This is a genomic window from Schleiferilactobacillus harbinensis (assembly GCF_008694105.1).
GTDB lineage: Bacteria > Bacillota > Bacilli > Lactobacillales > Lactobacillaceae > Schleiferilactobacillus > Schleiferilactobacillus harbinensis.
Window position 1 is genome coordinate 2,743,409 of the sequence record NZ_CP041364.1, and the last position, 25,827, is coordinate 2,769,235.

At 49.0% G+C, this 25,827-nt stretch carries 29 protein-coding genes; 25 read left to right on the top strand and 4 right to left on the bottom strand.

The window, feature by feature from the left end; translation table 11 throughout:
* Positions 1-44: 44 nt before the first annotated feature.
* The 12 genes from FMM01_RS13570 (at position 45) to FMM01_RS13625 (ending at position 8,444) form a co-directional block, all read left to right on the top strand.
* On the top strand, positions 45-467 hold the full coding sequence (locus tag FMM01_RS13570) for an HNH endonuclease (protein ID WP_223849953.1): 423 nt from the start codon (positions 45-47) through the stop codon (positions 465-467).
* Positions 468-633: 166 nt separating this feature from the next.
* Entirely contained in the window at positions 634-1,062 is a 429-nt protein-coding gene (locus FMM01_RS13575) for a phage terminase small subunit P27 family (protein WP_223849954.1), read from the top strand.
* On the top strand, positions 1,058-2,959 hold the full coding sequence (locus FMM01_RS13580) for a terminase large subunit (protein ID WP_150393307.1): 1,902 nt from the start codon (positions 1,058-1,060) through the stop codon (positions 2,957-2,959). Before FMM01_RS13575 ends, FMM01_RS13580 begins: the two co-directional genes overlap by 5 nt.
* A complete protein-coding gene (locus FMM01_RS13585; protein ID WP_223850080.1) occupies positions 2,946-3,155 on the top strand; it encodes a hypothetical protein in 210 nt (69 codons plus the stop codon). The genes FMM01_RS13580 and FMM01_RS13585 overlap by 14 nt, the downstream gene beginning before the upstream one ends.
* Positions 3,155-4,342 (top strand): phage portal protein, encoded by a 1,188-nt coding sequence (locus FMM01_RS13590; protein WP_150392877.1) that lies wholly within the window; start codon positions 3,155-3,157, stop codon positions 4,340-4,342. Before FMM01_RS13585 ends, FMM01_RS13590 begins: the two co-directional genes overlap by 1 nt.
* Positions 4,320-5,036, top strand: a complete 717-nt coding sequence (locus tag FMM01_RS13595; RefSeq protein ID WP_150392878.1) for a head maturation protease, ClpP-related — start codon at positions 4,320-4,322, stop codon at positions 5,034-5,036. The genes FMM01_RS13590 and FMM01_RS13595 overlap by 23 nt, the downstream gene beginning before the upstream one ends.
* Complete coding sequence (locus tag FMM01_RS13600) at positions 5,036-6,280, top strand: phage major capsid protein (RefSeq protein WP_150392879.1); 1,245 nt, start codon at positions 5,036-5,038, stop codon at positions 6,278-6,280. The genes FMM01_RS13595 and FMM01_RS13600 overlap by 1 nt, the downstream gene beginning before the upstream one ends.
* Positions 6,281-6,352: 72 nt before the next feature.
* Positions 6,353-6,661, top strand: a complete 309-nt coding sequence (locus FMM01_RS13605; RefSeq protein ID WP_190973381.1) for a hypothetical protein — start codon at positions 6,353-6,355, stop codon at positions 6,659-6,661.
* Positions 6,651-6,995 (top strand): phage head closure protein, encoded by a 345-nt coding sequence (locus tag FMM01_RS13610; protein WP_150392880.1) that lies wholly within the window; start codon positions 6,651-6,653, stop codon positions 6,993-6,995. The genes FMM01_RS13605 and FMM01_RS13610 overlap by 11 nt, the downstream gene beginning before the upstream one ends.
* 2 nt (positions 6,996-6,997) lie before the next feature.
* The gene (locus tag FMM01_RS13615) at positions 6,998-7,417 is read left to right on the top strand and encodes an HK97-gp10 family putative phage morphogenesis protein (RefSeq protein ID WP_150392881.1); all 420 of its coding nucleotides are present in this window, start codon (positions 6,998-7,000) and stop codon (positions 7,415-7,417) included.
* The gene (locus tag FMM01_RS13620; RefSeq protein WP_150392882.1) at positions 7,414-7,797 is read left to right on the top strand and encodes a DUF806 family protein; all 384 of its coding nucleotides are present in this window, start codon (positions 7,414-7,416) and stop codon (positions 7,795-7,797) included. Before FMM01_RS13615 ends, FMM01_RS13620 begins: the two co-directional genes overlap by 4 nt.
* Complete coding sequence (locus FMM01_RS13625) at positions 7,797-8,444, top strand: phage tail protein (RefSeq protein ID WP_150392883.1); 648 nt, start codon at positions 7,797-7,799, stop codon at positions 8,442-8,444. Before FMM01_RS13620 ends, FMM01_RS13625 begins: the two co-directional genes overlap by 1 nt.
* Positions 8,445-8,679: 235 nt before the next feature.
* Here FMM01_RS13625 and FMM01_RS13630 read toward each other — a convergent pair whose 3' ends face one another.
* The gene (locus tag FMM01_RS13630) at positions 8,680-9,738 is read right to left on the bottom strand and encodes an IS30 family transposase (RefSeq protein ID WP_150391459.1); all 1,059 of its coding nucleotides are present in this window, start codon (positions 9,736-9,738) and stop codon (positions 8,680-8,682) included.
* Between the two features lie 149 nt (positions 9,739-9,887).
* On the opposite strand from FMM01_RS13630, the gene FMM01_RS13635 reads away from it, so the two are divergent.
* From FMM01_RS13635 to FMM01_RS13695, 13 genes are read left to right on the top strand one after another with little or no spacing between them, the layout of a single operon-like run.
* Positions 9,888-10,244, top strand: coding sequence for a phage tail tube assembly chaperone (locus FMM01_RS13635; RefSeq protein WP_150392884.1), 357 nt, complete (start codon positions 9,888-9,890; stop codon positions 10,242-10,244).
* Between the two features lie 52 nt (positions 10,245-10,296).
* Positions 10,297-10,452, top strand: coding sequence for a hypothetical protein (locus FMM01_RS16575; RefSeq protein ID WP_223849955.1), 156 nt, complete (start codon positions 10,297-10,299; stop codon positions 10,450-10,452).
* Between the two features lie 6 nt (positions 10,453-10,458).
* Positions 10,459-14,724, top strand: coding sequence for a tape measure protein (locus FMM01_RS13645; protein ID WP_223849956.1), 4,266 nt, complete (start codon positions 10,459-10,461; stop codon positions 14,722-14,724).
* A complete protein-coding gene (locus FMM01_RS13650; RefSeq protein ID WP_150392886.1) occupies positions 14,721-15,467 on the top strand; it encodes a hypothetical protein in 747 nt (248 codons plus the stop codon). Before FMM01_RS13645 ends, FMM01_RS13650 begins: the two co-directional genes overlap by 4 nt.
* On the top strand, positions 15,449-18,379 hold the full coding sequence (locus tag FMM01_RS13655) for a phage tail spike protein (RefSeq protein ID WP_150392887.1): 2,931 nt from the start codon (positions 15,449-15,451) through the stop codon (positions 18,377-18,379). The genes FMM01_RS13650 and FMM01_RS13655 overlap by 19 nt, the downstream gene beginning before the upstream one ends.
* A 10-nt stretch (positions 18,380-18,389) precedes the next feature.
* Positions 18,390-18,626, top strand: a complete 237-nt coding sequence (locus tag FMM01_RS13660) for a hypothetical protein (protein WP_150392888.1) — start codon at positions 18,390-18,392, stop codon at positions 18,624-18,626.
* Positions 18,550-19,755 (top strand): BppU family phage baseplate upper protein, encoded by a 1,206-nt coding sequence (locus FMM01_RS13665; RefSeq protein ID WP_150392889.1) that lies wholly within the window; start codon positions 18,550-18,552, stop codon positions 19,753-19,755. Before FMM01_RS13660 ends, FMM01_RS13665 begins: the two co-directional genes overlap by 77 nt.
* A gap of 3 nt (positions 19,756-19,758) precedes the next feature.
* On the top strand, positions 19,759-20,235 hold the full coding sequence (locus FMM01_RS13670; protein WP_150392890.1) for a hypothetical protein: 477 nt from the start codon (positions 19,759-19,761) through the stop codon (positions 20,233-20,235).
* 23 nt (positions 20,236-20,258) lie between these two features.
* Entirely contained in the window at positions 20,259-20,624 is a 366-nt protein-coding gene (locus FMM01_RS13675; protein ID WP_150392891.1) for a hypothetical protein, read from the top strand.
* 2 nt (positions 20,625-20,626) lie between these two features.
* A complete protein-coding gene (locus FMM01_RS13680) occupies positions 20,627-20,767 on the top strand; it encodes an XkdX family protein (protein ID WP_150392892.1) in 141 nt (46 codons plus the stop codon).
* A 14-nt stretch (positions 20,768-20,781) separates the two neighbouring features.
* Entirely contained in the window at positions 20,782-21,081 is a 300-nt protein-coding gene (locus tag FMM01_RS13685; RefSeq protein ID WP_150392893.1) for a hypothetical protein, read from the top strand.
* Entirely contained in the window at positions 21,071-21,463 is a 393-nt protein-coding gene (locus FMM01_RS13690) for a phage holin (protein WP_150392894.1), read from the top strand. The genes FMM01_RS13685 and FMM01_RS13690 overlap by 11 nt, the downstream gene beginning before the upstream one ends.
* Positions 21,447-22,337, top strand: a complete 891-nt coding sequence (locus tag FMM01_RS13695; RefSeq protein WP_190973382.1) for a peptidoglycan amidohydrolase family protein — start codon at positions 21,447-21,449, stop codon at positions 22,335-22,337. Before FMM01_RS13690 ends, FMM01_RS13695 begins: the two co-directional genes overlap by 17 nt.
* A 305-nt stretch (positions 22,338-22,642) precedes the next feature.
* Here FMM01_RS13695 and FMM01_RS13700 read toward each other — a convergent pair whose 3' ends face one another.
* The 3 genes from FMM01_RS13700 to FMM01_RS13710 form a co-directional block, all read right to left on the bottom strand.
* The gene (locus tag FMM01_RS13700) at positions 22,643-24,142 is read right to left on the bottom strand and encodes a TPM domain-containing protein (RefSeq protein ID WP_150392896.1); all 1,500 of its coding nucleotides are present in this window, start codon (positions 24,140-24,142) and stop codon (positions 22,643-22,645) included.
* Between the two features lie 32 nt (positions 24,143-24,174).
* Positions 24,175-24,498 carry a hypothetical protein gene (locus FMM01_RS13705; protein WP_027829284.1) on the bottom strand — a complete coding sequence of 108 codons (324 nt, stop codon included), beginning with the start codon at positions 24,496-24,498 and terminating at the stop codon, positions 24,175-24,177.
* Between the two features lie 76 nt (positions 24,499-24,574).
* On the bottom strand, positions 24,575-25,801 hold the full coding sequence (locus FMM01_RS13710) for a glycosyltransferase family 2 protein (protein WP_186810116.1): 1,227 nt from the start codon (positions 25,799-25,801) through the stop codon (positions 24,575-24,577).
* Between the last annotated feature and the right edge of the window lie 26 nt (positions 25,802-25,827).

Here is a 25,827-nt window from a genome sequence, read left to right on the forward strand (position 1 = left end):
ATATGGTGGAGTGGCCGGCACACTACTGCACACAGCACAAGTCATTGGAAGTTACAGCAGACGAAAAGAAACGTGACTATTGGAAGTACAACCACATCACACGCAATCGTTCGTCAAGCAAACGTGAGCAGTACAAGTTTTACAAAACACCACAGTGGAAGCATCTTCGCCAACTGGTGCTTGATCGGGACTACGGACTTTGCCAATACTGCAAGGAAAACGGCAAGATAACGCTGGCAAACACAGTCGACCACGTTGTGCCAATCGAAATAGACCAGGGACTGGCCACCATCGCTGGGAACCTAGCGACCATCTGTACGGATTGCCACCGGCAAAAAACAGCGTGGGAGCAATCCTACTATGGCACCGGTCAAACCAACAGCCGCACGGGATTGCCAGAGATACATGACGTAAAACGGGTAGCTGAACTCATGCAACAATCGAAAATGGCGCAACGACGCGGCTGAAAATTTGCCCCCCGCCCCCTATTTTTCTAAAACGGGGAGCCACACACAGCTGTTGTCTTGCACCAAAGCATGCTTTCAAAATTTTTAATGCGGGGGGGCTAAGCCAAGAAAGGAGGCAACGACCATCGCTAATCAAAAACCATTTTATCAGCAGAACAACGGGCATTTGCCGGAACGTCCACCGGAGCATTTGGGCAAAATTGCGAGTGCCATGTGGCGTAAAGTTGTCCCCTTTTTAGAAGCCAAGGCACCAGTCACCCGAGTTGATGCCGGTCTAGTGGAATTGTACTGTACACAATATGAAATTTACCGGAAATCCTATCAGTCAGTCATTGATGATGGCATTCAAACCAAGATATTTCGCTCACTGCAGGACAATACCGGCACTGTCATTGGCAAAGACTTCGTTGGCTACAAACGCAATCCTGCTACACAGATCTATAACGACGCCGTTAAGCAACTTAATGCCGTTGGAGAGCAATTGGGATTGTCACCTAAAGGACGTGCAGAGATGGCCAAAATCAAGTTGCCTGATGATGGCAAGACAGACATCGCCGAGCAGATGAAGAAGTTCTTGGGAGGTGATAGTCATTAAGCCAATTGATTTGACCCAATCGCATGATGTGCTGGCCGCCTACCATCTTGGCAACTACGATGATGTGCGCAACGCCTATCCAGACGTCGGCACGCAATACGCCTTTGACGTTCTAGATGGCAAGCAGCAAGCCGGCTACATGATCCAGTTGGCTACGTTCCGCCACATCCGAGACTTACAGCGGGTGCTCGAAAAAGAATCAGACTTCCCGTACCACTACGACCTGAATAAAGTCACAAACATCCTCAAGTTCGCGGCAATTTGCCCGAACGTGGATCACACCGATGAACCTACCGAGCTAATGCCTTGGCAGGCTTTTATTTTGGCTCAATTGATTGGATGGCGCGGCATTGATGGTGGCAAACGGTTCAGCCGAGCCATCGTAAGTGTTGGCCGGACAAACGGCAAGACCTATTTGATGGCGATCATCGCCTGCTATTCGTTTTTAGTGGAATCCCTGGGCTTATCTAGTCAGGACTACCTGGTGGCGTCTATCAATTTCAAACAGACCAGCAAAATCCTTGGCTACATTAAGACAATGCTGCGTAAGGTTCTGGATATTGAACCGTTCAAGTCATTGGCCGAAGAGGTCGGCCTCAATCCTGACGGGCTATCTAGCCAATCCGATCAGATTGTCCAGAAGAAACAGAACAATGTGCTGCGGGCAATCAGTCATGAGTCCGGGCAGTATGACTCATTTCACTTTACGACCGCCATCTTTGACGAAATTGGAGAATTGCAGAGCCGCACGAAAATCAACAAGATCGTATCCGGCCAAGTGCAAATCCCCAACAAACAGTTCGTGGAAATTTCCACGGCTTATCCTAACCCCACTGTCCCATTTCACGATGACGAAAAGGCGTTACAACAAGCTATGGAGCAGGATTACAAGCGAGAAGCTGATACGCAGCTGTGCTTGGTCTGGGCGCAGGACAATTTGGACGAAACATACAAGCCTGACACGTGGGTTTACAGCAATCCACTGCTGGACTTGCCAGCCAAACATGATGATTTGATGGCGGGTCTGAAAGGCCAACGGGATTCAGACATGTTGGCAGGAACTGTTGACGACTTTCAGAACAAGAATCTCAACATGTGGCTGCAAGAATCTCAAAACAGTTTCCTCAAGTTGGCTGATGTTGAACGGGCCGTCGTTTCGCACTTTGATGTGACTGGTCGAGATATTTATATCGGATTTGACTACTCGATGTTTTCAGACAATACAGCTATTGGTTTCGTATTTCCATACGAGGCCAACGGACATAAGTATTGGTACATTGCCCAGCATAGTTTCATCCCGTGGCAAAAGGCTGGCAGCATCGAGGCCAAAGAAAAGCAGGACGGCATCGGCTACCGAGAGCTGGCGAAGAAGGATTATTGCACGATCACTAGTCACCCGGAAGGCATCATCAACGATGATCAAGTATATTCGTGGCTGAGGAATTATGTAAGCGACCACCATTTGCATGTGATTTGCTTTGGCTACGACTACATGGGCGCTACACGCTTTGTAAAGCAGTTGGGGCTTAATAGTGGCTGGAACATTATGCCCATCAGGCAGAGAACTGGCGAGCTTAAAGACCCCACTAAGTTTTTACAAACGGGTTTTATCGAAGGATCAATCAAGAGACCGGACGACAAAATCATGGAGAAAGCATTGCTTAATGCCCAAATTTATGAAGATAAGGTCGGAATTCAAGTCGATAAGGCCAAAGCAACGTTGAAAATCGATGTGGTTGATGCTTTAATTGACGCTCTTTATCAAGGCATGTATCACTTTGAAGATTTCGGGATTGCCAATGACCGCACCAAAGAAGTTGAGCTCATGACGCCCGAGAAGTTCAAAAAGATGATCGAAAATGGCCAGTTCGGGTTTGGAGGCGATGCCGTTGGTTGAACAATTTAGTAAAGCTTTGAAAGTGGTAGGACTGTTCCTATTTGCAAATATTGAGACGGTTCTTTTTTTATGTGGATTTGGCATTCTAGTGTATGCCGCATTTTCAGTCAGTCTATTGGTTGGGCAAGTCATTCTGGGAATATTGCTGGTAGCAACAGCACTCGTGATCAGCAAGGCCAAGAAAGGAGATGACTGATGGTGCTTTTTGGATTTCTAAATAACAAAGCAACTAATCGTGCTGCTCCCCAATACGAGAGCGTGCTTGAATCAGCCGATGGCGACATGATGACTGGCTTAATGGTTGATCCGGCCGCTTATGTATCCGCGCAGAAAGCTCTACTTAACTCAGACCTTTATGCAACAATCTATCAATTGTCTGCTGATCTGGCAACTTGTCGTATTGAAGCTAGCCAACCGAGAACTCAGACGGTTCTTGATCACCCATCAGCAACCACTAACCGGCAAGCGTTTTGGCAGTCAATGGCGGCACAGCTGCTGCTTGATGGGAATGCCTATGCCTATATTTGGCGCAACCAGCTTACCGGTCAGCCCATTCGTCTTGAATATTTGCGTCCGTCTCAGGTATCTGTATTTCTTTTAAGCGATGGCACTGGGCTAACTTACAACGTTTCTTTTGACGAGCCAAGTATTTCTGTTATGAACAATGTGCCACAGTCAGACATGATTCATCTTCGACTGCTCGGCATTGGGAATGGTGGAGAAGTTGGCCGGTCACCGCTATTGGCTCTGCAAAACGAACTGAACATTAAAACCAGCGCCAATGGGTTGACAATATCGGCACTGTCAAAGGCTATTACTTCTAACGGAACGTTGACCGCAAAGAATGGGTCGGCGTTAAGCCTCAAAGAAAAGCAGGCATTGTCGGCAGGGTTCATGACTCAAGCAACCTCAAATAAAGGCCCAGTCGTGCTTGATGAGCTGACAACATATGCTCCGCTGGAACTAAACTCGGACGTTTCTAAGCTGCTTTCATCTACGGACTGGACAAGCAAACAGATCGCGAAAGTCTACAACATTCCTGACAGCTATCTTAATGGACAAGGCGACCAGCAGTCATCCTTATTGATGATTGAGGGCATGTATGCGAATAGCCTAAACCGATATGCACAAGCCATTGTTAGTGAGATTAACGAAAAGTTTTCTGCAAACATTGATGTTGATATTCAACCAGCTATTGACCAAGACGGAAGCAGATATTTGGCTGCCATTGGTGGTGCAGTAAAAAACGGTGCGATAAGTGGTAACCAATCTGACTACCTATTTCGGCGTCGTGGTATATTGCCTGGCGGCACGCCCCAGTTCAATCCGGCTGAGTCAGACCTCAAAGGAGGTGATACGAATGGCAGTAACGGTACCAATTAAGGGCGTTATCTCAAGCGAGGATGATGCTGACATTTATCAATTCTTTGGTTACCAGACAGTTACCCCATCTGATTTGTCTGATGTATTGTCAAAGGCAAACGGTCAGGACGTTGTTTTGGAGATTAATAGCCCAGGCGGTGATGTGTTTGCTGGCAGTGAGATAGCAACAGCCATCAAGAATTATTCAGGCAGCATCATTACTAACATCGTTGGACTTGCCGCTTCTGCAGCATCGGTAGTTGCTTTGGCAGGAGACAAAGTCGAGATGGCGCCAACAGCTCAGCTGATGATTCACAGGGCGTCAACGTCAGCCAATGGCAATGTTGATGCATTAAATTCAGCAGGCCAATCGTTAGACAGTATTGACCAATCATTGGTTGATGTGTATGTAGCAAAAACCGGTATGAGTCCTAGTGATGTGTACAACATGATGGTTAACGAGACATGGATCAATGCCAAAGAGGCTGTTGAAAAAGGATTCGCCGATGACATTATGTTTGATACAGCGCCGGCAGTTACAAACAGTGTTTTGCCATTAACAACTGACATGATTCACCGAGTGAAAGCATTAATGATCAAAGCAAACAGTCAACAGAACAAGCCAGCTGAGAGCCAGCCTACGGATGATGGGAAGAAAACCATTGACCCGAAGCTGGCTTTACTGTTGGGCATTAAAAACAAGGAGGCCAAATAATGGCTAGTTTAAACGATTTAAACACCGCGTGGATTTCAGCGGGGCAAAAGGTAACGGATTTACAAGACGAGTCACAAAAAATGGCGGTAGCACTGGCGGCTGATCCGTCTTATTATACGGAAGATGACGTTAAGAAAGTAACGGATGATTTGAAGGCTGCTAAGAACGCTCGAGACTTCGCAAAGTCAGCACTGGATGACGCTAAAGCTGAAGCGGCAGCGTCCAAGCCGGAGCCCATCGCCAATAAGCAGGTGACTGTTACTAAGCCAGCAACCGCTGCCCAAGACTTTGTTCACAATTTTGTGGATTTGGCTACGGGCAAGAAACGGATTACGGATTTGGTAACTTCAGGCAACACTGACGGTGATACGTCTAATGCTGGCTTGACAATTCCGCCTGATATTCAGACCAACATCAACCAACTCAAACGGCAATATGCGTCTCTTGAACAATATGTGCAGGTTGAGAATGTTTCTACCCCTACTGGTTCACGCGTGTACGAGCCTTTTGAAACAATCACACCACTGGCAAATCTTGATGACGAGAATGCACTTATTGGTGACAACGATGATCCAAAGTTGAAACAAATCAAATACACCATTCATCGATATGCCGGTATTTCTACAATGCCGAATACTTTGCTTAATGACAGCGATCAAAATATTCAAGCGTGGATTGAACAATTTGTTTCCCGTAAGGATGTTGTGACGCGCAACGGTGTCATCATCTCGGCAATGAACAACGCTCCTAAGAAGCCGACCATTGCTAAGTTTGACGACATTTTGGATATGATCTACACAGCTGTTGATCCGGCTATCCAATCCACATCGGTTTTAATGACCAATGTTAGCGGGTTTGCTCAGTTGGCAAAGGTTAAGGACGCCATGGGCCAGTATCTTATTCAGGCCAACGTTGTTCCTGACATGCCTTACAGCATTCGCGGTCATCAGGTGATTGTCATCTCTGATCGTTGGCTGCCAAGCGCAGGCACCGCTGCTGCACCAGTTTATCCGTTATATTATGGCGATCTCTCTCAGGCCGCGACACTGTTTGACCGTCAGCAGATGAGCTTGGTTGTCACCAACATTGGTGCTGGTGCGTTTGAGCATGATCAGACTAAGCTGCGTGTCATCGACCGCTTCGATGTGCAAGCAACTGATGCCGATGCCTTTGTTGCTGGGTCCTTCTCTGCAATTGCTGACCAGCAAGCAAACTTTGCTGCCAGCGCGGCACCTAGCAAGTAATACGACATGGTCGCTTAAGAAATACACAGTGCGTTGTTGATTCAGCGGGCGGCCGATAAAGGAGACGATCAAATGGCTGATAATGGCAGCTTTCAATCTGTAATTGTTGATGACCTGATGACGGAGCTTAATCTTGATGAGTCCGAGAAAACAACAATCACAAACTTGGTTGCTGGCGCTACGGGAGTGGTTACAAGCTCAGTGGGGGTACTTGATAAGACCGATCCGATTGCTAAGCTCGCCATTAAAACAATGGTTACCCAGCAATACTATGATCGGGCCTTAGAAAACGGGCTGTCGCAAGGCGCTTTGATGATGTTACTTCATTTGCAGGCCAATCAGCCAACTAATTCAGATAGTGGTGATACTGATGGCAACTAATTTTAAGCCAAGCGATTTCAGCCGTACCGTTGAGCTTGGCGTTCCACAGTCACACAAGACAGGCGCTGGCCTGAATATTTCTAGCTTTGTTCCTGCATACACACTGCATTACAAGCAGCAGAAACGGACGCTCACCCAGCAATATACGCTTGTAGGCACACGCTTGGATAACTCAATCACGATCATCACCCGACATGATGCTAGGAATGCTGCACAGCAGCAGGCACGCCTTGATGGTGTTGTGTATGACATTGCTGATGTTTCCCCTGACGACAGCAATGATGCCATCCGGTACGATTATCTGACCCTCACAAAGATTACCAAGGGGGCGTAGCGATGGACATGGATGTAGCACTTGATCAGTGGCTGAAGCAGGTGTCTAAAGCTGCGCAGCTGAGTATCACAGACCAGGAAAAAATAACGAAAGCTGGTGCTGATGTTCTTGCAGCTAAGCTGCAAGAGGCCACCAAAGAAAAGCATCCGGATACTAAGGGCGATGGCGGTAAGTATGGCCATCTGTCAGCCAATACTCGGAGTGCTGCCGGCGACATTGATGGTGATCACAATGGGAAATCGACCGCTGGCTTTGGCAGCAAGGCATACATTGCCGGTTTTCTGAACGATGGCACTAAAAAGCTGCGTGGTGACCATTTTGTAGATAATGCCAGAAACGATGCTAAAGACGCCGTTTTTGCGGCTGAACAAGCTGAATACCAAGCCATTATTGCCAAGCTGAACGGTGGTGGAGACAAATGAGTGCAGTAGACGACGCTGTATCTATTATCAGCCAAGCAAATATTGCTGGTATTGATGCAATCGAAGGCAACAACCTGCCGCAGGAGTTGGTAGACAGCAAAGATAAAACAGTTGTGCTGATTACTGATTCCGCCAATGATCCGTCAAGTTTTGGCAATAACGATTTCTGGGCACTGAATCAAGAGGTTGAAGTTCAGATTTGGTACTCACAACAGCTTGACATTGACCTAGAGACAATTGAAGTAGCACTGATGAAAGCATTTGTTCACAGCAATTGGCAAGTAGCAGCAGTCAGGCAAAGAATATTAGACCCTGTTTCAAGTCAGCTTTTTAACACATTTTATTTCAGCAGAACAAAAATATTAAAGGAGACGATTTAATGGCAACAGTAGGCTTATATGGTATTGCTTTTGGTTTAGTTGACCAAGACCAAAAATTGATTACTGGTACAGGCAAAGGATTGGGCAAAGATGGGCTGTACGTTGTTGGCCGAGCAGACCTTGGCGGCAAGACAGCGAACATCACAGGGCTGAGTGGCACACCCGTCAAGAAGTATGGGTTTAACCGAGTTCAGGCCGTTGATATTCCTCAGGCTGAGCCGTCTGTAGCTCTCGACATCAATGATCTGAACTTTCAAGTTAAGCAACAGATCAAAGGGATGATTAATGACCAAAAAGGTGGGTATACCGACCAAGGCATTCAAGCTCATGTGGCAATGCTTATCACAACCCAGACATTAGACCGATTGCATTTTGTTTATTACGGGTTTGGCGATGGGATTCTGTCTGAAGCTGGCGCCAATCTTCAAACTGATACGAATGCGCAGCAAGATGTTGACGACACCTTGACTTATACGGCCTTGACGACTGATGCTTTCGGTGGAGCTGCTTACAAGTTGTACAGCGATTTGGATTCAGCTTTTGATAAGGCACATATGTACAGTGAAGTGTTCGGCGGATATGTATTGCCAACGTCACCAGCTGGTGGGTCAGCTTCTGGCACAGGCTCTGGCACAACAACTCACTAACATTTAGTTAGTGCTGAGAATCCGGTTCTGATGCAATTAAGAATGAGCATATGAGTAACTATAGAGCTCGAACGACAGAACAGCAGTCCCAACATTAGCTGAACAGCTGGCAGCAGCCACGCCAATGGTGCAAGTCCTTGGGCCGGCTTTTTTAATACAAAAAATAACCCCGAATTGTCAAATTAAGTGCAACAGTGAAGACTCATCCATGTGAATTGGTTTAGTGTGAATTGGTTTAGGTAGTGGGCAGGGATTCCTCCAGGCCCAGGGGGGAGGCCTGGAGCGCCGCGATTGCGCTGCGGTATCCAAGGCACTTCCTTAACCGGTGGTTTAAGACATCTTGGCTCTTACGAATCTTCTCCTTAGAGACTTCCCATAGTGATTGACCCTTTGGAATGAATTCTCGAATCAAGCCGTTGGCATTCTCGTTACTGCCACGTTCACTGGGTGTATAGGGATGGCAGTAGTAGATCTTTGTTCCTCTGAGTTGGTCCAAGAGGGCGAACTCAGAACCGTTGTCGAAGGTGATGGAGTGGAATAGATAAGGATCATGTGTGTTCAGAACGTATTGCATGGCCTCTAAGCAAGTCCGGGCGTGATAGTTTGGGATCTTGTAGATCAGCTCATAACGTGTGACACGTTCTGTCAGGGTGAGTAATGCTGGTTGGTCGGCAGAACGCTTCCCCTTCACCAGGTCGCCTTCCCAGTCACCAACAAACCAGCGGTTATTGATTTGTTTGGGCCGCTTGTCGATGGACGTTCCAGCGATGCGTTTATTCTTACGCGCATGACTACGGCCTGGCCTTTTCTCGCGACGCCGCAACTTCTCAGGCAGATCCATGTTGGTCACTGACAACAGTCCGGCATCAATGTAGCGATACACGGTCGGCGTTGAGGGGCACGAACGATTAGGCCAGAGTTGCTGGAACTGATGCACGTACCCATCAATACTTTGTTCACGATACGCATGCTTCTTGATCTGAGCGGTCAGCCAGTTAAAGAAGTAGGTACACTTCTCCAACATGCTCTTGGCGTGGGAATGGGTCTGTCGTTCTTCGTGTTGTCGTTGGGCAGCATCAAAGAAGTAATCCTTGTAGTAATGATAATTCGAATCCCGTTGCTGGACTCGGCCGCGCTTAAGCTCACGGCTTACCGTACTAGGGGAATGATGGATGATGTGTGCAATATCGCGAATGGAATATTCATGGGAGTGCCAAAGCGCATCAATTATTCCGCGCTCGCCCTCTGTGAGTTGAGTGTACGAGCCGAGACTGTTAGACTGATTGTGGGTCATGAAGGTCACCTTTCTTGGTAGTTTAGTCGCTTCAAGGATAGGTCTTCATGGCCTATTTTGTTAAATCAACCCGGTCGATTGGTCTAACTCAATCGGTGTTGCACTTCAATTTTAAATCCGGCTACAAAAAATAAAAGGATGGTACACGTATGAAAATTAAAGTAACGGTAATTAGCAACCGGGAACACAATGTAAAGACGACCAATCGGAACATGGAGAAGATGTATGATCTGCAACTGCTCATGGCTCAGGCAGATGACATTCAAGACAAAGAACCAATTGAGATCATTAAGATGCAGCGAGACCTGCTGCACGATTCAATTGACTTCCTGACTACTGTTTTGGAGCTTAACAATCAGGAACAGAACAAGTTGGATGAAATGGACTTCAAGCAAACAGTTGAGGCAGTTAATTACACTTTTGAACGCATGATGGGCATGAGCGACGAAGACATCGATTTGGCTAACAAGAAAGAGCAGGCCGCGGACAAAAGCAACAAGGATTAGCCCACCAGAACGGGTATTCCATCTGAAAAACCAGCGGGAAGACTTTTTACTAATGAAAAAGCAAGCCGTAATTTACTTCCACTGGTCGATGCAAGATTTTGATGATGCCGATTATTACGAGATGTGCAATATGATGGCGGCACGCGACGAGAAGGATCGCCCGGTTGATCCGGGCAAGATGTGGAAACAATACCAAGAGAAAGGGTGATAAAAAATGGCACAACAAATTAATGCGACAATGTCCACATCAATTGCCCTGGACCTGGTCAAAGCATCCGAATCGGTTAAGAATCTGACCAGTCTAGTTCGGTCATCTCAATCAGCATGGAAGACCCAAGAAGCCGAAATGAAGTCCGCTGGGGATGCCGTAGGTGCAGCGCAGGTTAAATACGAAGGCTTGGGTAAGTCTATTGAAGCACAGCAGTCTAAGATTGACGCTTTAAAATCTAAGCAAAGCGAGCTAAAGGGTAACACTACTGAAACTGCCCAGCAATTCTTGAAGTATCAGCAACAAATCGATGGTGCCACTAAGCAGCTGGCCAGCATGCAAGCCCAGCAAGATCGTGCCAAGCAAGCCATGGATTATCAGAAGTCCGGCTTGGCTGGTTTACAGAGTGAGTACACAGCGGCCGCCCGTGCTAATCAAGCCTATGTCACTCGATTACAAGCTGAGGGCAAACAGCAAGAAGCCAACAAGGCCCAAATGGATGGCTATAAGTCATCCGTTGCCAATCTGAATGAGCAGTTGTCCAAACAATCAGCTGAGTTGGATAAAATTGCCAGTGCTAGTGGCAAGGATTCAGACGCGTGGCGTACGCAAAAGACGCGTGTTGATGAAACTGCTACCAGTTTAGCCAAAGCCAAGTCATCAATGACCGGCTTGCAAGCTGAAATGGACAAGGCTAATCCGTCTGTATGGGATAAAATCAAAACCCATATTACTGGCACAAAAAAAGAAACAGACAAAGCCACTTTTAGTTTCAAGAAAATGGTTGGTGCTACGGCTATTGGCCAGGCAATAAGCAATGGTTGGACACAATTTTCGGGCACCATTAAATCAACGATTAGCCAAGGTCTACAATTGGCAGAAGCCGGAGAACAAGCAACACGAGTATGGGAAACCTTAGGTGTTAGTGACAAGGGAGCTAATCAGTTGGTCGCACAAATGCGGCAACTGAAGTCTGAAACTAACCTGTCTGCTGACCAAGTAGCTACTCTGCAAAAAAGATTCTATGGCATGACTGGTAGTGTTCAAAAAACACAAGATCTGACTACCGGCGTAGCTACTCTTGCAGACAAGCTACGGCTTTCTGGTGATGGAGCAAGCGCATTTGCTAAATCAATGCAGCGCGCAATGAATAGTGGCAAACTCACTACTGGCGTACTGACCCGAATGGAAAATGCTGCGCCTGGTCTTGGAAGTGCGTTGGCTAAGGCCAGTGGCGTATCTGAAACGGCCTTTAACTCCATGGTAGCAGGCGGTCAAATCAGCAGTAAGAAACTGCAGGATTTGATCGTAAAAATCAGCAAAGACAGCAAGTCTACTTTTAATGACTTTGGAAATACTGCCGAGGGTGCTACGCAAAGATTAAAGGGTGCATGGCAAGGTGTCGAAGCCACACTTGCCAAGCCATTGGTATCTGTACAATCGACGGGAATTAGCAGCATCGTTAATGTCCTGCAGTCGAGCGCTGTCACCAAACTGTTTTCATCATTAGGTACAGCCATCGCCGGTGCAGCTAAGCAAGCAGCCAACATGTTGGACTATGTAGCAAAGCACCAAAAGGACGTTGGCGGAATCATCACCAGCTTAGGTACCATTGTGAAGATTTTTGCAGGGACCGTGTGGCACACAATTGCTGGTGTTGTTTCGAGCATAGCCAAGAGTTTTGGACTGATGGGCAGTGGTGCAGGCAAGGCAGCTGATCCATTGAAGAACGCTAACACAGCATTAGGCAATATCGCCAAGAACAAGAGTGGCATTCAGACAACAGCTAAGGTAATGCTCGCGATGTGGGCAGCAATGAAAATTGGCAAGGTGGCAATTACCGGACTCAGTACAGCCGTGGATATTTATGCCAAGCGTGCCGACATCATGGCGGTTTCTCAAAAAGCATTAAATCTAGTAGTAAAAGCCTCACCCTGGATTGCGCTTGCCACAGTCATCATTGCTGTGGGCGTGGCATTGGTTAATTTGTACAAGCACAACGCCAAGTTCAAAGCCTTCGTCGATGGCATCGTCAAGTCTGTTCAGAACATGGCCAAAGGAATTGGTAAATGGTTTGGCCAACTGCCCAAAAATTTCAACAATGCTATGAAGTCAGTCGGTAAGGGCTGGAACAGCTTCTTGAAGACGATGAGCAGCTGGGGTAAATCAATTGCTTTAACTTGGAACAAGATCTGGACGCCAATCACCAAGGGCATGTCTGCTGTTTGGAATGGTGTGGTGAAAGCCACCAAGGCTGGATTGAATGTACTGAAATTGGCAATTGTGATTCCGATTGCGCTAATCGTTGGCTTGGCAGTCAAAGCCTGGCAAAAAATTGAAAAGCCATTCATGACGGTATGGAATGGCATTGCTAAATTCATTAAGCCTATTTTGAACGGAATCGGAAAATTCATCACTGGCACGGCAAAAGATGTGTCCAACGTGTGGAACAAGTATTGGCAGTTCGTTGCCAAGTTCTTCACTGGCATTTGGAACACAATTGTTAAGGTTGGCACGACGGCTTTTAACACGGTCAGCAAGGGCATTAGTTCGTTCTTGTCAGCTGTCAATAAGGTGTGGACCGATTCATGGAACGCTATCTCTAAATTCTTCAGCAGTATTTGGAATGACATGGTTAAGTTCTTTACGCCGATCATCAATGGCATTTCAAGCACAATAAGCAATGTGGTTAATGCCATCAAGAAGACGTGGGACACCGTGTGGGGCGCCATTTCTAAATTCTTTGGTGACACATGGAACGGCATGGTAAGATTCTACAGCCCAATCATTCACGGCATTTCAAGCACAATTGGTAGTGTCATTAACGCAATCAAAAGTGTGTGGAAAGACGTCTGGGGTGATGTAGGATCATTCTTCGGTGGCATCTGGGACGGCATTAAAAAGGCAGCGGAAAGCGGCATTAATTTTGTTGTCAGAGTTATTCGTGCTGGCTTGTCGGCAGTCAATGACGTTTTAGGCTTCTTTGGGGTCAATAAAGTCGATCTGCCATCATACGTACACTTTGCCCAAGGCGGAGAAGTTGGTAAAGATGGCACACAGCTGGCTATGGTCAATGATGATGGCAGTGAACACTATAAAGAATTGATCCACAAGAAGCGAACCGGTCAATGGCTTTATACGGACAAGAAGAATGCCATTTTACCTCTGGAAACTGGCGACCGTGTTTACAATGGCAAAGAAAGTAAAGCCATTGCAGATATGTATGGCATTCCCGGCTTTGCACAAGGCGGCATCATCGGCAGTGTGTGGGACGGCGTGAAGAATGCCAGCTCATGGGTTGCAGATAAGGCCGGCGATGTGGGCAAATGGATAGGAGATAAAGTCACTGCAATCACTGACTGGATTGCACATCCAATCAAGCACGTTACAGCACTGATTGAGAAGGCAATTAGCAGTCTGGTTAACTCGGCACCCGTTAAAGCATTTGGGCAGCTCGGCGAAGGCATATTCAAACACGCTTATAACGGCATTGCTGACTGGATCAAGAAGCATCTGGAAACTGTTCAAAAGTCAATGGAAGCAAGCAGTGTTGCTGGTCAGCCAAAACAAGCCCAAGCATGGTTACCTGTTGTTGAGCGGCTAATGAAGCAGATGGGCGCTAATCCACCAAGTGGCATTGCAAGCGAAGCCGCGGCATTCGTGCGTGAAATCGCCCGGGAATCTGGTGGCAATGCTTCAATTCGTCAGCAAATTGTGGACGTGAACAGTTTGAATGGCAACCCCGCAGAAGGACTGTTGCAATTCATTCCGTCAACGTTCATGGCCTATGCCGTTCCTGGTCACACTAATATTCTCAACGGTGAAGACCAGATCATGGCGACTATCAATGCATACATGCACAGTGGAGCATGGGACCGTATTGGTACTGGTGAACAGATCAACTTCTTGGCAAATGGTGCAACAGTAAATCGGCCACTTTCAGCCATTATCGGCGAAGATGGTCCTGAAACAGTATTGCCGCTAGGTGCAGCTAAAGCATCTAGAGCTTGGCAATTACTTGGTCAAGCTGTGAGCAATATTAATCAGAATTTGGGTGCTTCTTCAAGCAACAACGCCCAGTCAGACAGCGATGTGGGCAGTAAGCTGGATGCTATTATCAGCCTACTTACTTTGGCCGTCGAGAGTGGTCAGAGCGATAGCACGTCAGGAATGAGCAGCAACAGATTTGCCGATCAATTAGCCAAGATGTTAGCGCCGAAAATGCAGCAGCAACTAACTAATCAGAAATTAAGAGGAGGGGTGATCATTTGACGACAGCTATTGGCGGCATCACATGGAATGGGCAAAACAGTGCTGATCTTGGTCTAGCAATTACCTATGACAGCAGTCAATTGGCTGGTGGGCTATTCTCATCGACGCTCACACAGATTGGCGGCCAGTCAGCGGCAGTTATTCAGGCCAACAACCGGTTTGATAATGTGCCCCAAGTCTTCAATTTTACTACCTATCGTCCAGTGCAGCAGTCCGATATTGCCCCGTTGCATCGAGCTGTTGAGAGCTGGCTGTTTGCTGGCGTTGATTTAAGCCAGTATCAGCGGCTGGCATTCGACGGTTATCCAGATTACTACTGGGAAGCTGTGCCCAGTGCTTTGACACCGTTCTCTATAACCGGGATGACTATCTCTTTCACCGTGACATTTAGCTGTTTGCCTTATGCCTATGAGACTGGCAGTGATAAATATCAGGCAGTGAGCGGTGGGCAGACCATTAACAACCCACGGCTGTATAGTGCGTTGCCACTATGGCATGTTAAGGGTACTGGTAACGGCAGCTTTGTGTTGAACGGCGTCACATATAATTTTCTGGGGCTCAATGGCAACCTGTATGTTGATTCAGACACTGAAGAAGTTTACGACGCAGCTAACAATTATCAGCCGAGCATGGTACAGTTCGACAACTATGCATTTCCAGTTATTGATACTGGCAAGAACACGTTTGGAACGCTTACAAATATTACATTGGAGGTGATGCCAAGATGGCGGACACTGCTGTAAAAATTCCACTGGTTTATGAGCACAGCGCAGACGACCAATCCACCCTAGGACTGGGACATGTAGATCATGTGATCAGCTGCCAAGTGGAATCAGTGTATGACCAATTCCCACAAATGACACTTATTTGTGAATATACACAGTCTAATGCTGACCGTCTGTTGAAAGATAGGATTTTGCTGGCAGATGGGGGCGATGGCTGGCATAAGCAGATGTTCCGTATCAACTCAGTCGAAAGCGATTGGTCAGACAATCAGCGTGAAATGACTATTATTGCTACTCATGTGGCGAGCGATTTGTCCGGGAACGTGCTGACCGCCGATGTGAGCACGGCCAATGCTAGTCCAAGCCAAGTGTGGGACATGGTTGCATCAAAATTAGCTGAGCCAACTGATGTAACAATCAACAGCAGCATTACTGATGTGGCCATCGTGAACTGGGACGCTACCCAAGTTGACCAGCTGAGCAGCATTATCTTCGGGCGTGACAATAACAGCCCATCTTTCACAAGTTTGTATGACGCAGAATGGTGGTTTGATAACTACACCTGGACGTTTGAGCATCATGTTGGACGAGATACAGGCATTGTTATCAAATATGGCAAGCATCTGAAGTCATTACAGAACACAGACACGATCGAAGGTGTTTATACTGCTGTGCGGCCAATCAGTAAATATACGCCTGGCCAGACCAGCACTGGTGACGACAGTAATGTCATTGCACTGGATGGTACGGCAATGATCCAGTATGCCGGCACAGGCGGATTGCCCGTGTTCGACACTCCATTCAAAGGGCAAGCAGCGACTGGCAAGATGCTGACCAATGGCTCACGGTTCAAGATTTATAGCTATGCCGAATCTGGTACAGTCAATGACCACACTTGGTACAACCTGGGCGGTAAGCAGTGGGTCGATGGCAACTATCTGTCATTTGATAAAGGCCAAACAGGACAGTTTCCATCCACCGTAGGTAACAAAGCAACGGGCAAGGGCACGATTGCTTCTGGTCTGGCCGACAAACCCGGTGTCATTTCAAAATACAATGGTGTAATTACCATCAATTTCGTAGGCCCTGGCAAGGTAGCAATTTGGGACAGTCCATGGGCTCATCGTCATACGACCGGTAAGTTTATGGCTAATGGATCGGCTTACAACGCATATAGCAAAGCCACTGACGAATCAGGCAAAACTTGGTACAACCTGGGTGGTAATCAATGGGTCAGTGCTCAATATGTTGCACTTAGTAAAGCAAAAGACTATGCCTACCAGAAAGTACGTGGAATTGGCACCACTAAGGTGGACAAGGGCAAGATTGCATTATGGAACCGCCCCAGTTTCAATGGCTCGATCACCCGCATGATCAGTTCTGGCACTCGCTGGCAAATTTATGGTGAAGCGTCTAGTGGCGGCAGCAGCACATGGTACGACCTTGGCGGCAGCCAATGGATCGATGGTCAATACATGGATTTTTCGGCGGCTAATGCTGTGGAACCAAAGCCAGTAGGTGGCGACAGCAGCAGCAGTGACACAAGCAGCGACACGTCCGACACAGTTTGGAGTTACAATTCGCCAGGCACGTGGAATACTCGCGTCAAGCAGTACACTACAGGCAATCAGGTTACAATCTATGGCCAAGGTAGTGGTGGCGGGGCCACCTGGTATAACATCGGCACGAACGAATGGATTCAGGCGGATTATCTGACGTTTGGCAACAACACCGATGTTGATCCCAGCGGTTCCGCTGATGACATGACTGCAGAAGCCACCGAAGTCACGGTAACCCTGCCAGAAAAATATATTGCCGTACCGATGCCAGATGGTCAACAATACGAGCATCAGCGCATCGTCAATTTCGACGCGAGCAGTTACAACATCGACAATGTGGACGACCTGCGGTCAATCACTCAGGCTTACATCCGGGACAACAACATCGGCCAACCAAAAATCACGCTGACTATCGATTATGATGAGCTACAAGGCCATTACCAAAATCTGGCAAGCGTCCGGTGTTATGACGTTGTCACAGTGTTCCTGCCGGAGATCAATCTGAACATCAAGGCCGAAGTCACTGATGTTATTTATGACACACTGCTGCAGCAGAACACCCAAGTAACCATTGGCAATCGGCCGCTGACAACGACAGATGACCTGCAAGCTTGGGTCAAGAAGGCAGAAGACAAGGCTAGCACGGCGGCTCAGAAAAACAGTGATGCTGTGGATGACATGGACTTGGCTTGGAAAAAGGCAGTCGATGACACTAATGCAGCATTTAAGGCTGGTGATGCTGCCAATGCACAACAGCAGACAGAATGGGAAAATCAGTTCAAACAAACAATTGACCAAGCGATCAATGACTTCAAGAGCACCGTGGGCGGCGAGGTGGAGCAGGCCAACAAGTTAGCCAGTATTGTTCACTATGACAATAACGAGGTCAGTTTCTTCAACGGGTCGGGTACCCAAGTTGGTAGTTTAGGTGCAGGTGGACTGGTTTATTATAACGGGTCCGGCAACCCGACAACCGTAGTGAGTTCGGACGGCAAAATCATTGCTAGTGAAATTGCGGGGAATGAATTGACAGGTACTGCAATTCACGGCGCAGAAATTGATGGTGGTGTAGTCAAGGCACTGAACTACTTTTCGGCTACATCTGCTGGTGGTACGACCGTCATTTCAGGCGATTGGGGGTTGTCTACTGATTCTGGTATCAATATCGGCAGCGGCACCTACTCCGATTTTCATGGTTCTGTTTCATTTGAGAGTACAACAAATTTCCACGCTTTAGCTGACTTTTCTAATGGCATCTCTTTGGATGCAGGCGGTAGTTCATACATTTCATTCAGCAACGGCTGTTATCTTTATGCCGGCGACGGCGACACAATTGCCATTCATGACGGACACGGGTCACATACATTATAAGGAGCATAAAATGCAAGTAGATAATACGATGAGCTATGCAACACGAGTTTTATCTGATCACATGGCTGGCATGGCGGCACAGATCGGTATACTTCAGCAGAAGGTAGATGAGCTGAGCCAGGCCAACCAGATTCTGAAGGATCAGCTCAAGCAGAAAGAAGGTAATGTGAATGACGCTGCCAAACCTGACACTGACAATGGACAAGCGAACGAACAGCCAGCAGACGCTGCACCTGCGGCAAAGTGAGCGTGGTCTGAGTTTAACTGCTCAGCTGCTGGACTATGACGGCACACCTTACAATCTGACTGGCTTATCAGTTCGGTTCAAAGATGCTAAAGCCGGTGGGAAATCGGTATCTGATGACAATGTGACCGTTTCGACTGACCCGAAAACTGGTGTCATCACATACCCAGTTCATAGCCAAGTCTTTGCCGCAGACGGGATTGGCTGGTTTGAGTTGTACAACACAGGTGGGACGCTGATTGACAGCACCCAAAATATCGTTATCAAAGTTGAACAAGACATTCCTGGCATGATCGACAACAGCGACTACATCAGCGGATTGTCTGGCCTTAAGGCTCAGTTGCAAGGAATCGTCAATAGCGCTCAGCAAACATTAGACAATGCAGTTTCGGGTGCCAACACCGCGGCTAGTAATGCAAATCAAGCAGCACAAGCAGCACAAGCATTGGCTAATGACATTCCCAATGACCCAAAGTACAAAGGCGCACCAGGTAAGGATGGCAAGGATGGGTTAAGCATTACTATCTCTGATACAACAGTCACCGCTGGTGATATAACTACGGAACCAGACGGCGCATTAGTCATCGACAGCAACGACAGTTTGTATCAAGCGGTAAATGGTAAGTGGGTGTTGCGTGGCAATATCAAAGGAAGCAAAGGTGATACTGGTACTGGTATTCAGCTCAAGGGCACAGCTGATTCTGTCGATAAGCTGCCGGCCACTGGTAACACAGTCGGAGATACCTACCTAGTAGCCGGCCACCTGTACATCTGGGAAAAAGACGTTTGGACCGATGGTGGTGAGCTGCAGGGGCCAAAGGGCGATGATGGCCGATCAGCCTATCAAGTATGGCTGGACGCCGGCCACACAGGATCTGAATCGGATTATTTGGCATCACTTAAAGGCCCAGCTGGCAAGGATGGAGCCCCTGGTGCGCCTGGTAAGGACGGCACGACACCAGATTTAACGCCATATCTCAAGACTGCCGACGCCGACAAAAAATATCAAACTGCGACACAGGTCCAAGCATGTGTGGATGCTAAGGTAGTCCCGGTGGCTGATGAGACAACGGCTACCACTGACAGCAAGACCAATCCCACAGTACTGTATCTTGTTCCGGAGGCGAGCTAAATAATGCCAATTTATTATGGTGGTAAAAAGTTACAGTCACTTTATTTTGGCGGTAAAAAGATTGCCAGTGCTTGGTATGGCGGCAAATGTGTGTATCGTGCTGGCATATCTCCGGGAACAGTGCTTTGGAGCGGACAAATCAATTCGTTCCCCTCAACTATTACGTTATCTGACAAATTATCAAACACGTTAAATGGAATAAAAATTTATTATTCTACAAATTTGTCAGCCTATGAAATGAATTGGGCTTTTGGCTCTCCTGACGGGTACTTGGTATACCCTCAGCCCAAGGGAACTTATTCGCCCAATTACCTTATCAAAAAAACAGCACTTGGAAACACTATACGTGTTCAAGCATGCGCTGGGGATGGGTCAAGCATGTTTATGTTTGACCAGTATCTTGATTTTGAAGACCAGAAAATAACCATTGGTGGTGGAGAGTATTTCCACGGTGCCATAACAGAAATAGTAGCTTACTGATAATTAGAAAGGATTGATTTATTTTGGTAGAAACAGACACTTACAAACAGGTCTTTATGACCTATCCGGTTCAGCAGCAGGACGGCAACTTTTATTATGTTTATTATGTCCCCCAGTACGTACCAATAGAATATCCAAAGACGACTGACCCGATCCCAGCCGAATTGCAAGGAAAAATTGCAAAATATGACTGGCAGACGGGCGAATGGATCGATTCTCAAATTGACCCGAACACCGCGGCCATTACAGCCCTCCAAGCAAACGCTGCACTGCTCGTGGTCCAGTTCACAACGATCAAAACCACACTGGCAGGGTTACAGAAGCAAGTTGCTACCCTAACTAATCCGACAGCAAACACTACAGCAAACACTACTACTAAGGAGGCATAAACATGGACAGATTTGTGTTGATGTATTACAAGATGGGGTATTACGATAAGCCAACGATGCAGCTTTTCGTGCAAGCGGGTGAAATTACCGCTGATCAGTACAAGCAAGCCACAGGTGAGGATTATGTGGCACCGGCAGCATAGATTGGAGGCAGATAATGCACATTATTTTAGGTCTGTCCATTGCTGAATGGGCTGAAACACTGACTGCCCTTGGGGTGCTGGTGAGTGCCGGTAGCTGGCTGTTTAAAAAGATTGCACTTGATCCATTGCGAGCTGACATCCAACGGCTGAGTGGGCAGATTGGGCAACAGCTTAAGATCCACGAACAAACACTTGCGTCGATCAATGGGCGTATTAAGGAACATGACAAAGAACTCGGCAGCCACTCGGAACGAATTACCCGTCTGGAAGACCATGCAGGAATCAAAGGAGACGACAATCACAATGAAGATTAATTGGAAAGTACGTTTTTTGAGCGTGAAGTTTTGGCTGGCCTTGGTGCCAGCTATTTTATTGGTCGCACAATCGGTCGCTGCGGTGTTTGGCTATAATTGGGACTTTGCGAGCATCGGAAAAGAGCTGACTGGTGTGATCAATGCAGTATTCGCCGTGCTGGCTATTCTTGGGGTAGTAACGGACCCTACGACAGCCGGTGTTTCCGACAGTGCTCAGGCACTCACTTATAGTAAACCAGCTAAGGATACCGTGCCTGATCCGGTACCGGCCGAACCGCTGCAAGCCAATGAGCAGGGCCAGCTGGTCAAGGACACTCTGCCAGACGATTCTGCCGCGGACACCACTACGAATGGAGCTGACGGTAATGTCGTTCAGCATTGATGCCGCAATCAATTACATGTACAAGCTGCAAAAGGCTGGGGTCACTTACAGCATGGATGGCAGTCGCGTTGGCACAGATGGCACAGCTGACTGCTCAGGCGCTGTTTACGCGGCACTTCGGGCTGGCGGTATGCCCAGTGCTGGCTGGGTGCTCAACACCGAATCCATGCATAATTGGCTGTTAGCTAACGGCTGGAAGCGGGCAGCAGACAACAGCGACTGGGATGCCCAGCGCGGCGACGTGTTTATCTGGGGAAAGATTGGCGACAGTGCAGGTGCTGGTGGTCACACGGGCATCTTTATTGATGGCCAAAACATTATCCACTGCAACTACGCACACAATGGTGTCAGCGTCAACAATCATGACGCATACTGGGCCGCCGACGGGTATCCCTATTTTTATGCGTATCGATATGCCGGTGCGCAAGAAGCAGATCAAGGAGATGATACCGATATGGATTTGAGCAAATTGACTAGCTTGGCACCAGTCACTGCCTACGGCGTGGCATGGATAACTAATCCCAATGGGGCCGCCTTGTGGGACAACACTGGCAAGGTGCTTAAACGCCTGCCTTATGGCACATCTTGGGTCGTCCAAGACGTCAACAAGGGTCGGCTTAACGTGGGCGGCTGGATCGACCCGGCAGATGCGGTAGTAAAGATCAACAAGGGCGCAGCTGGAGACTGGTCAGGCACCGTGGTTCGAGTAACCGCTGACGACGCATACACGCAAGCTAAGCCCAAGCCTAATCAAGCAGGCATCCAGTATCTGCCCAAAGGCAGCCGCTGGAAAGTCGTCGGTGTAAGCAAGGACGGGAATTATGTCAACATTGGCGGGTACGTTGATGCCAGCAAGGTGAACATCGAATTGTAGCAAACAGGCCCTGGGGAGCAATCCCTGGGGCCTATTTTTGTGCACAATTTGTGCACCAAAGTTTTAAAACCTACTAAAGTGAATAGAAACGAAAACTCTGAAAACGGCGTAAAATAGGCATTTTCAATTTCAATTAAACCCAAATATAGTCAAAATTAGTAGTGGGGCTACCACGAGGCTAGGGGTTTGGGAGGATTTGGGATAAATTGCTCCTCGGAACAACTATATAGTAACAAGTAATTCGTGTTTTTAAACTTCAAAATCCCACTCACAAATTACAAATTTTGGCGACAATGTGGGAAAGACTACCAGCCGCCGGAGAATCCGCCGCCCCCAGAGGAACCGCCGCCGAAGCCCCCGCCGAAACTGCCGCCGTCACTAGAGCCGCCGCCTCCGCCGGAGGAACCGCCGCCCCAGAAACCGCCAAAGGGACCAGAATCGTCATGGTGGTGATCATTTCCTGCCATTAACAGGGCTAAAATGGCGTAAAACTCCATATCGTTAGCCCGGTTCAGCCGATCCAGATTACTGCCGGATAAATCGTTCAGATGATCCAGGAAAATGGCGCGATCCGGGACCTTCTCAGGATGGTCTTCGGCCAATTGCTGGAACCGCTGGCGCACGTTCAGCCGCACCGCTTGGTCTTTGATGACAGCGGTGAGGCGCCGGGCGACCACGTCGCTGGGTTTATCCAAATCGACTGCATCGCTGACGGCGGTAACCACCGCGGCGATCGAGACTTGCAGCTCAGGGTGGGCGCCCATGTATTGGCTCACTGCCTGGGCAATCATATGCTGGTTGCTGGCCCGCTGCTGTTCTCGCTGGGCGAGATGTTCCTGCATCGCCGTCAACAAATTGGCCATGGTGAAGTGGGGAATCAGCGGAGCCAGATCCATATCGCTGATGATGTCGTCATAATCCAGCGGTTGGCCGGTCGCTGGGGTGCGGCCGGGCCGGGCAATGTTCAGATAATTCAAGACAACGTTTTGATCCGCGTATTCCAGCATTTCATCATCGTCGGCCCGGGGGTCCAAGCCCGCACTCTTCACCGCGTGCCAGGTATCTACGCCATGGAAGTAAGGGGCCAAGACGTTATTGTACCGGTTCTTGGTCAGGGCCAAGAAATGCCGGCGCCGACGCCAGGCCTTGACCATGTACCACAGAATACCCAAAAGGATCAACAGGACCGCCAGAGCGCCCAGAATCAGCCAAAAGGTGGACCAGAAGCGTTTCTTAGCGGCATCCTGCTGGCGCCGTTCGGTGATTTGAAGCGGTGTGTCCAAGGTCGCGGATTGCAGCTTGCGGGTTAGCCGTTCGCTGATCTTGGTGATCGCCGCGTCGTAGTCCTGATTCTTCAGATCCTGGGTGACATCGTTAGTGATGATGTCTTCTTTGATACTGTCGGTGATCACCGGTTCCAGGCCGTAGCCGACTTCCAAGTGGTACTTGTGATCGTCGACGGCGATCAGGAAGAGCAGACCGTTGTCCCAGCCCTTGTGGCCGATGCCCCATTTCTGGAATAATTCAGCCCCTTGCTCCTCTATATCGCTGCCGCTGGGAATGTGTTTCTCCGTGATGACGGCATATTGCGGCTTGCCCTTGAGCTTGCTCAATTGGTTATTTGAAATATCGTTAATGTAATCCTTGGTTTTGGTGCTCAACACACCGGCGTTATCTTCAACGTAGATCTCATCAGCCGCGCGGGCCGGGGCCGCTGTTTGGGCGGCCAAGCCGACCAGCAGCAGGGCGGCGGTCAGGAGGAGCAGCCGGCCCAGCCAGCGTCTGGCAAAATGATGGTCATGCATGGTCTGCACACCGTCCTTTCTTTGCCCGCGAATCAGACAAATTCGTCATAGATGATCTCGACTAACTGCTTGCGCCGGGCAATATTCAAGCCGCTCACCGGTTGGGTGAGGATCTTGCGGTATTCGTCCAGCACGTCCTCCCGCAACGGGGTGAAATTGTGCAGGTCCTCGATCACTGCATCGGCATCAGGGGCGTCGCCCAGATCGACAAACAGCTCCATTTTGTTCAAGACATCGTGGAGCAGGTCGGTCAGGACCGCGTTGGGTTTGCCCGTGGGATCGGTCATCACGACCACGGGAGAGGTCAGGGGCTGGTGATCAATTTGAATCATTTTCAGCATATCGAATACAGTCATTCAATCGTCTTCTTTCTACCGGGAATGGGAATGCCTACATTCTACCAAAATAACGCGTTCAGTGCTCAGTTCACGGTTATAAGACGCCGTGGGTGGTCTTCATCCAGTGGTCATCCCGGCGCAGGTAATGGCCGAGGGCCTGAATGGTGATGGGCAGGGCCAGAGCCGCGGCGACGGGCAGGGACCAAAATAAACCCCAGGCGGCCCGCCAGCCGCCCTGGGTCATCCGGGCATAGAGGCCGATGTAGAAAAGATATTCCAGCAGCATCAGCGCTAAAATCACCACGATGGCCCAGTTCGGCCGGCCGGTCTGCCACCAGGCCAGCAGCTGCCAGCCGGCGGTGAACAGACTGCCGGCCAGAAGCAGCAGCCCGGTGAGGGGCAGGGCCATGAACCAGTGCATTTCTAACTTGCTGCTGAGCCGCAGCTGCTGGCTGTGCCAGACCTCCCGGCTGAACAGCTTCGCCACTTGCAGGCCGCCGGTAGCCCAGCGGACCCGCTGGCGGAAGTAAGTGCGCAGGGTGAGCGTGGGTTCTTGGCGCACTCGGGCGGTCATTAAATAGGCCGTGGGGTAACCGGCGAGGAGCAGGCGGGTCGAAATCTCAAAATCCTCCAGCAGGGTCGTGCCCCACTGGATCCGGGCCAAGGCGGTCAACCGGAAGAACTGGCCGTTGCCGCTGCCGGCCACATCGCCCAAATGACTGCGCAGATTCTGGGTCAGGGCATTGAGCACGGAAAACTCAAAATCCTGGACCCGGGCCAGCCAGTGGTCTGTGCCCAGCACCGCGACGCCGGTTTGAACCATGGCGATGGCCGGATCGCCAGCAAAATAGTCGGCCACTTGCTGCAAGTCGGCGGCGCTGATCTCGCCATCGGCGTCCAAAACGCCGACCACAGTGCGGGCCGGATCGTGGGGTGCATGATGGCGGATGTAGGCCAATGCGGTGTTCAGCGCGCGGCCCTTGCCCCGGCCGCCGACATCCGGCCGGCGGTACAGGACGTGGATATTGGGATGACGCTTGGCCGCCTGCGTCAGCAAGTCGTTGGTGCTGTCCGCGCTGCCGTCTTCCACCACCACCAGGTGCAGCCGACCGTATGCCAAGGGCCATTGCAGGCGGGTGAAGCGTTCCACCGCGGCCTGAACAATGGCCTCTTCATCGTGCATGGGCATCAGTAAGAAAATATCCTGGGGCCGGGCCGCTGCCGGACCTTGGGGCCGCGGGGGCACCCGCAGGGCGAGCAGCACCACGTTCATGAGCATCCCAGCAATGGCGATGCTCCAGAAAATGGTAAAAACGATCACCAGCAAACTCATTCGTTCGCTTGGGC

Bases quoted from the DNA above. Each gene is read 5' to 3' on its own strand.
- FMM01_RS13645 (WP_223849956.1), top strand. From the start codon at position 10,459: ATGGCACAACAAATTAATGCGACAATGTCCACATCAATTGCCCTGGAC.
- FMM01_RS13685 (WP_150392893.1), top strand. From the start codon at position 20,782: ATGCACATTATTTTAGGTCTGTCCATTGCTGAATGGGCTGAAACACTG.
- FMM01_RS16575 (WP_223849955.1), top strand. From the start codon at position 10,297: ATGAAAAAGCAAGCCGTAATTTACTTCCACTGGTCGATGCAAGATTTT.
- FMM01_RS13625 (WP_150392883.1), top strand. From the start codon at position 7,797: ATGGCAACAGTAGGCTTATATGGTATTGCTTTTGGTTTAGTTGACCAA.
- FMM01_RS13690 (WP_150392894.1), top strand. From the start codon at position 21,071: ATGAAGATTAATTGGAAAGTACGTTTTTTGAGCGTGAAGTTTTGGCTG.
- FMM01_RS13610 (WP_150392880.1), top strand. From the start codon at position 6,651: ATGGCAACTAATTTTAAGCCAAGCGATTTCAGCCGTACCGTTGAGCTT.
- FMM01_RS13695 (WP_190973382.1), top strand. From the start codon at position 21,447: ATGTCGTTCAGCATTGATGCCGCAATCAATTACATGTACAAGCTGCAA.
- FMM01_RS13615 (WP_150392881.1), top strand. From the start codon at position 6,998: ATGGACATGGATGTAGCACTTGATCAGTGGCTGAAGCAGGTGTCTAAA.
- FMM01_RS13590 (WP_150392877.1), top strand. From the start codon at position 3,155: ATGGTGCTTTTTGGATTTCTAAATAACAAAGCAACTAATCGTGCTGCT.
- FMM01_RS13705 (WP_027829284.1), bottom strand. From the start codon at position 24,498: ATGACTGTATTCGATATGCTGAAAATGATTCAAATTGATCACCAGCCC.
- FMM01_RS13605 (WP_190973381.1), top strand. From the start codon at position 6,353: ATGGCTGATAATGGCAGCTTTCAATCTGTAATTGTTGATGACCTGATG.
- FMM01_RS13665 (WP_150392889.1), top strand. From the start codon at position 18,550: ATGACGCTGCCAAACCTGACACTGACAATGGACAAGCGAACGAACAGC.
- FMM01_RS13680 (WP_150392892.1), top strand. From the start codon at position 20,627: ATGGACAGATTTGTGTTGATGTATTACAAGATGGGGTATTACGATAAG.
- FMM01_RS13600 (WP_150392879.1), top strand. From the start codon at position 5,036: ATGGCTAGTTTAAACGATTTAAACACCGCGTGGATTTCAGCGGGGCAA.
- FMM01_RS13620 (WP_150392882.1), top strand. From the start codon at position 7,414: ATGAGTGCAGTAGACGACGCTGTATCTATTATCAGCCAAGCAAATATT.
- FMM01_RS13700 (WP_150392896.1), bottom strand. From the start codon at position 24,142: ATGCATGACCATCATTTTGCCAGACGCTGGCTGGGCCGGCTGCTCCTC.
- FMM01_RS13660 (WP_150392888.1), top strand. From the start codon at position 18,390: ATGCAAGTAGATAATACGATGAGCTATGCAACACGAGTTTTATCTGAT.
- FMM01_RS13670 (WP_150392890.1), top strand. From the start codon at position 19,759: ATGCCAATTTATTATGGTGGTAAAAAGTTACAGTCACTTTATTTTGGC.
- FMM01_RS13635 (WP_150392884.1), top strand. From the start codon at position 9,888: ATGAAAATTAAAGTAACGGTAATTAGCAACCGGGAACACAATGTAAAG.
- FMM01_RS13630 (WP_150391459.1), bottom strand. From the start codon at position 9,738: ATGACCCACAATCAGTCTAACAGTCTCGGCTCGTACACTCAACTCACA.
- FMM01_RS13655 (WP_150392887.1), top strand. From the start codon at position 15,449: ATGGCGGACACTGCTGTAAAAATTCCACTGGTTTATGAGCACAGCGCA.
- FMM01_RS13595 (WP_150392878.1), top strand. From the start codon at position 4,320: ATGGCAGTAACGGTACCAATTAAGGGCGTTATCTCAAGCGAGGATGAT.
- FMM01_RS13585 (WP_223850080.1), top strand. From the start codon at position 2,946: ATGCCGTTGGTTGAACAATTTAGTAAAGCTTTGAAAGTGGTAGGACTG.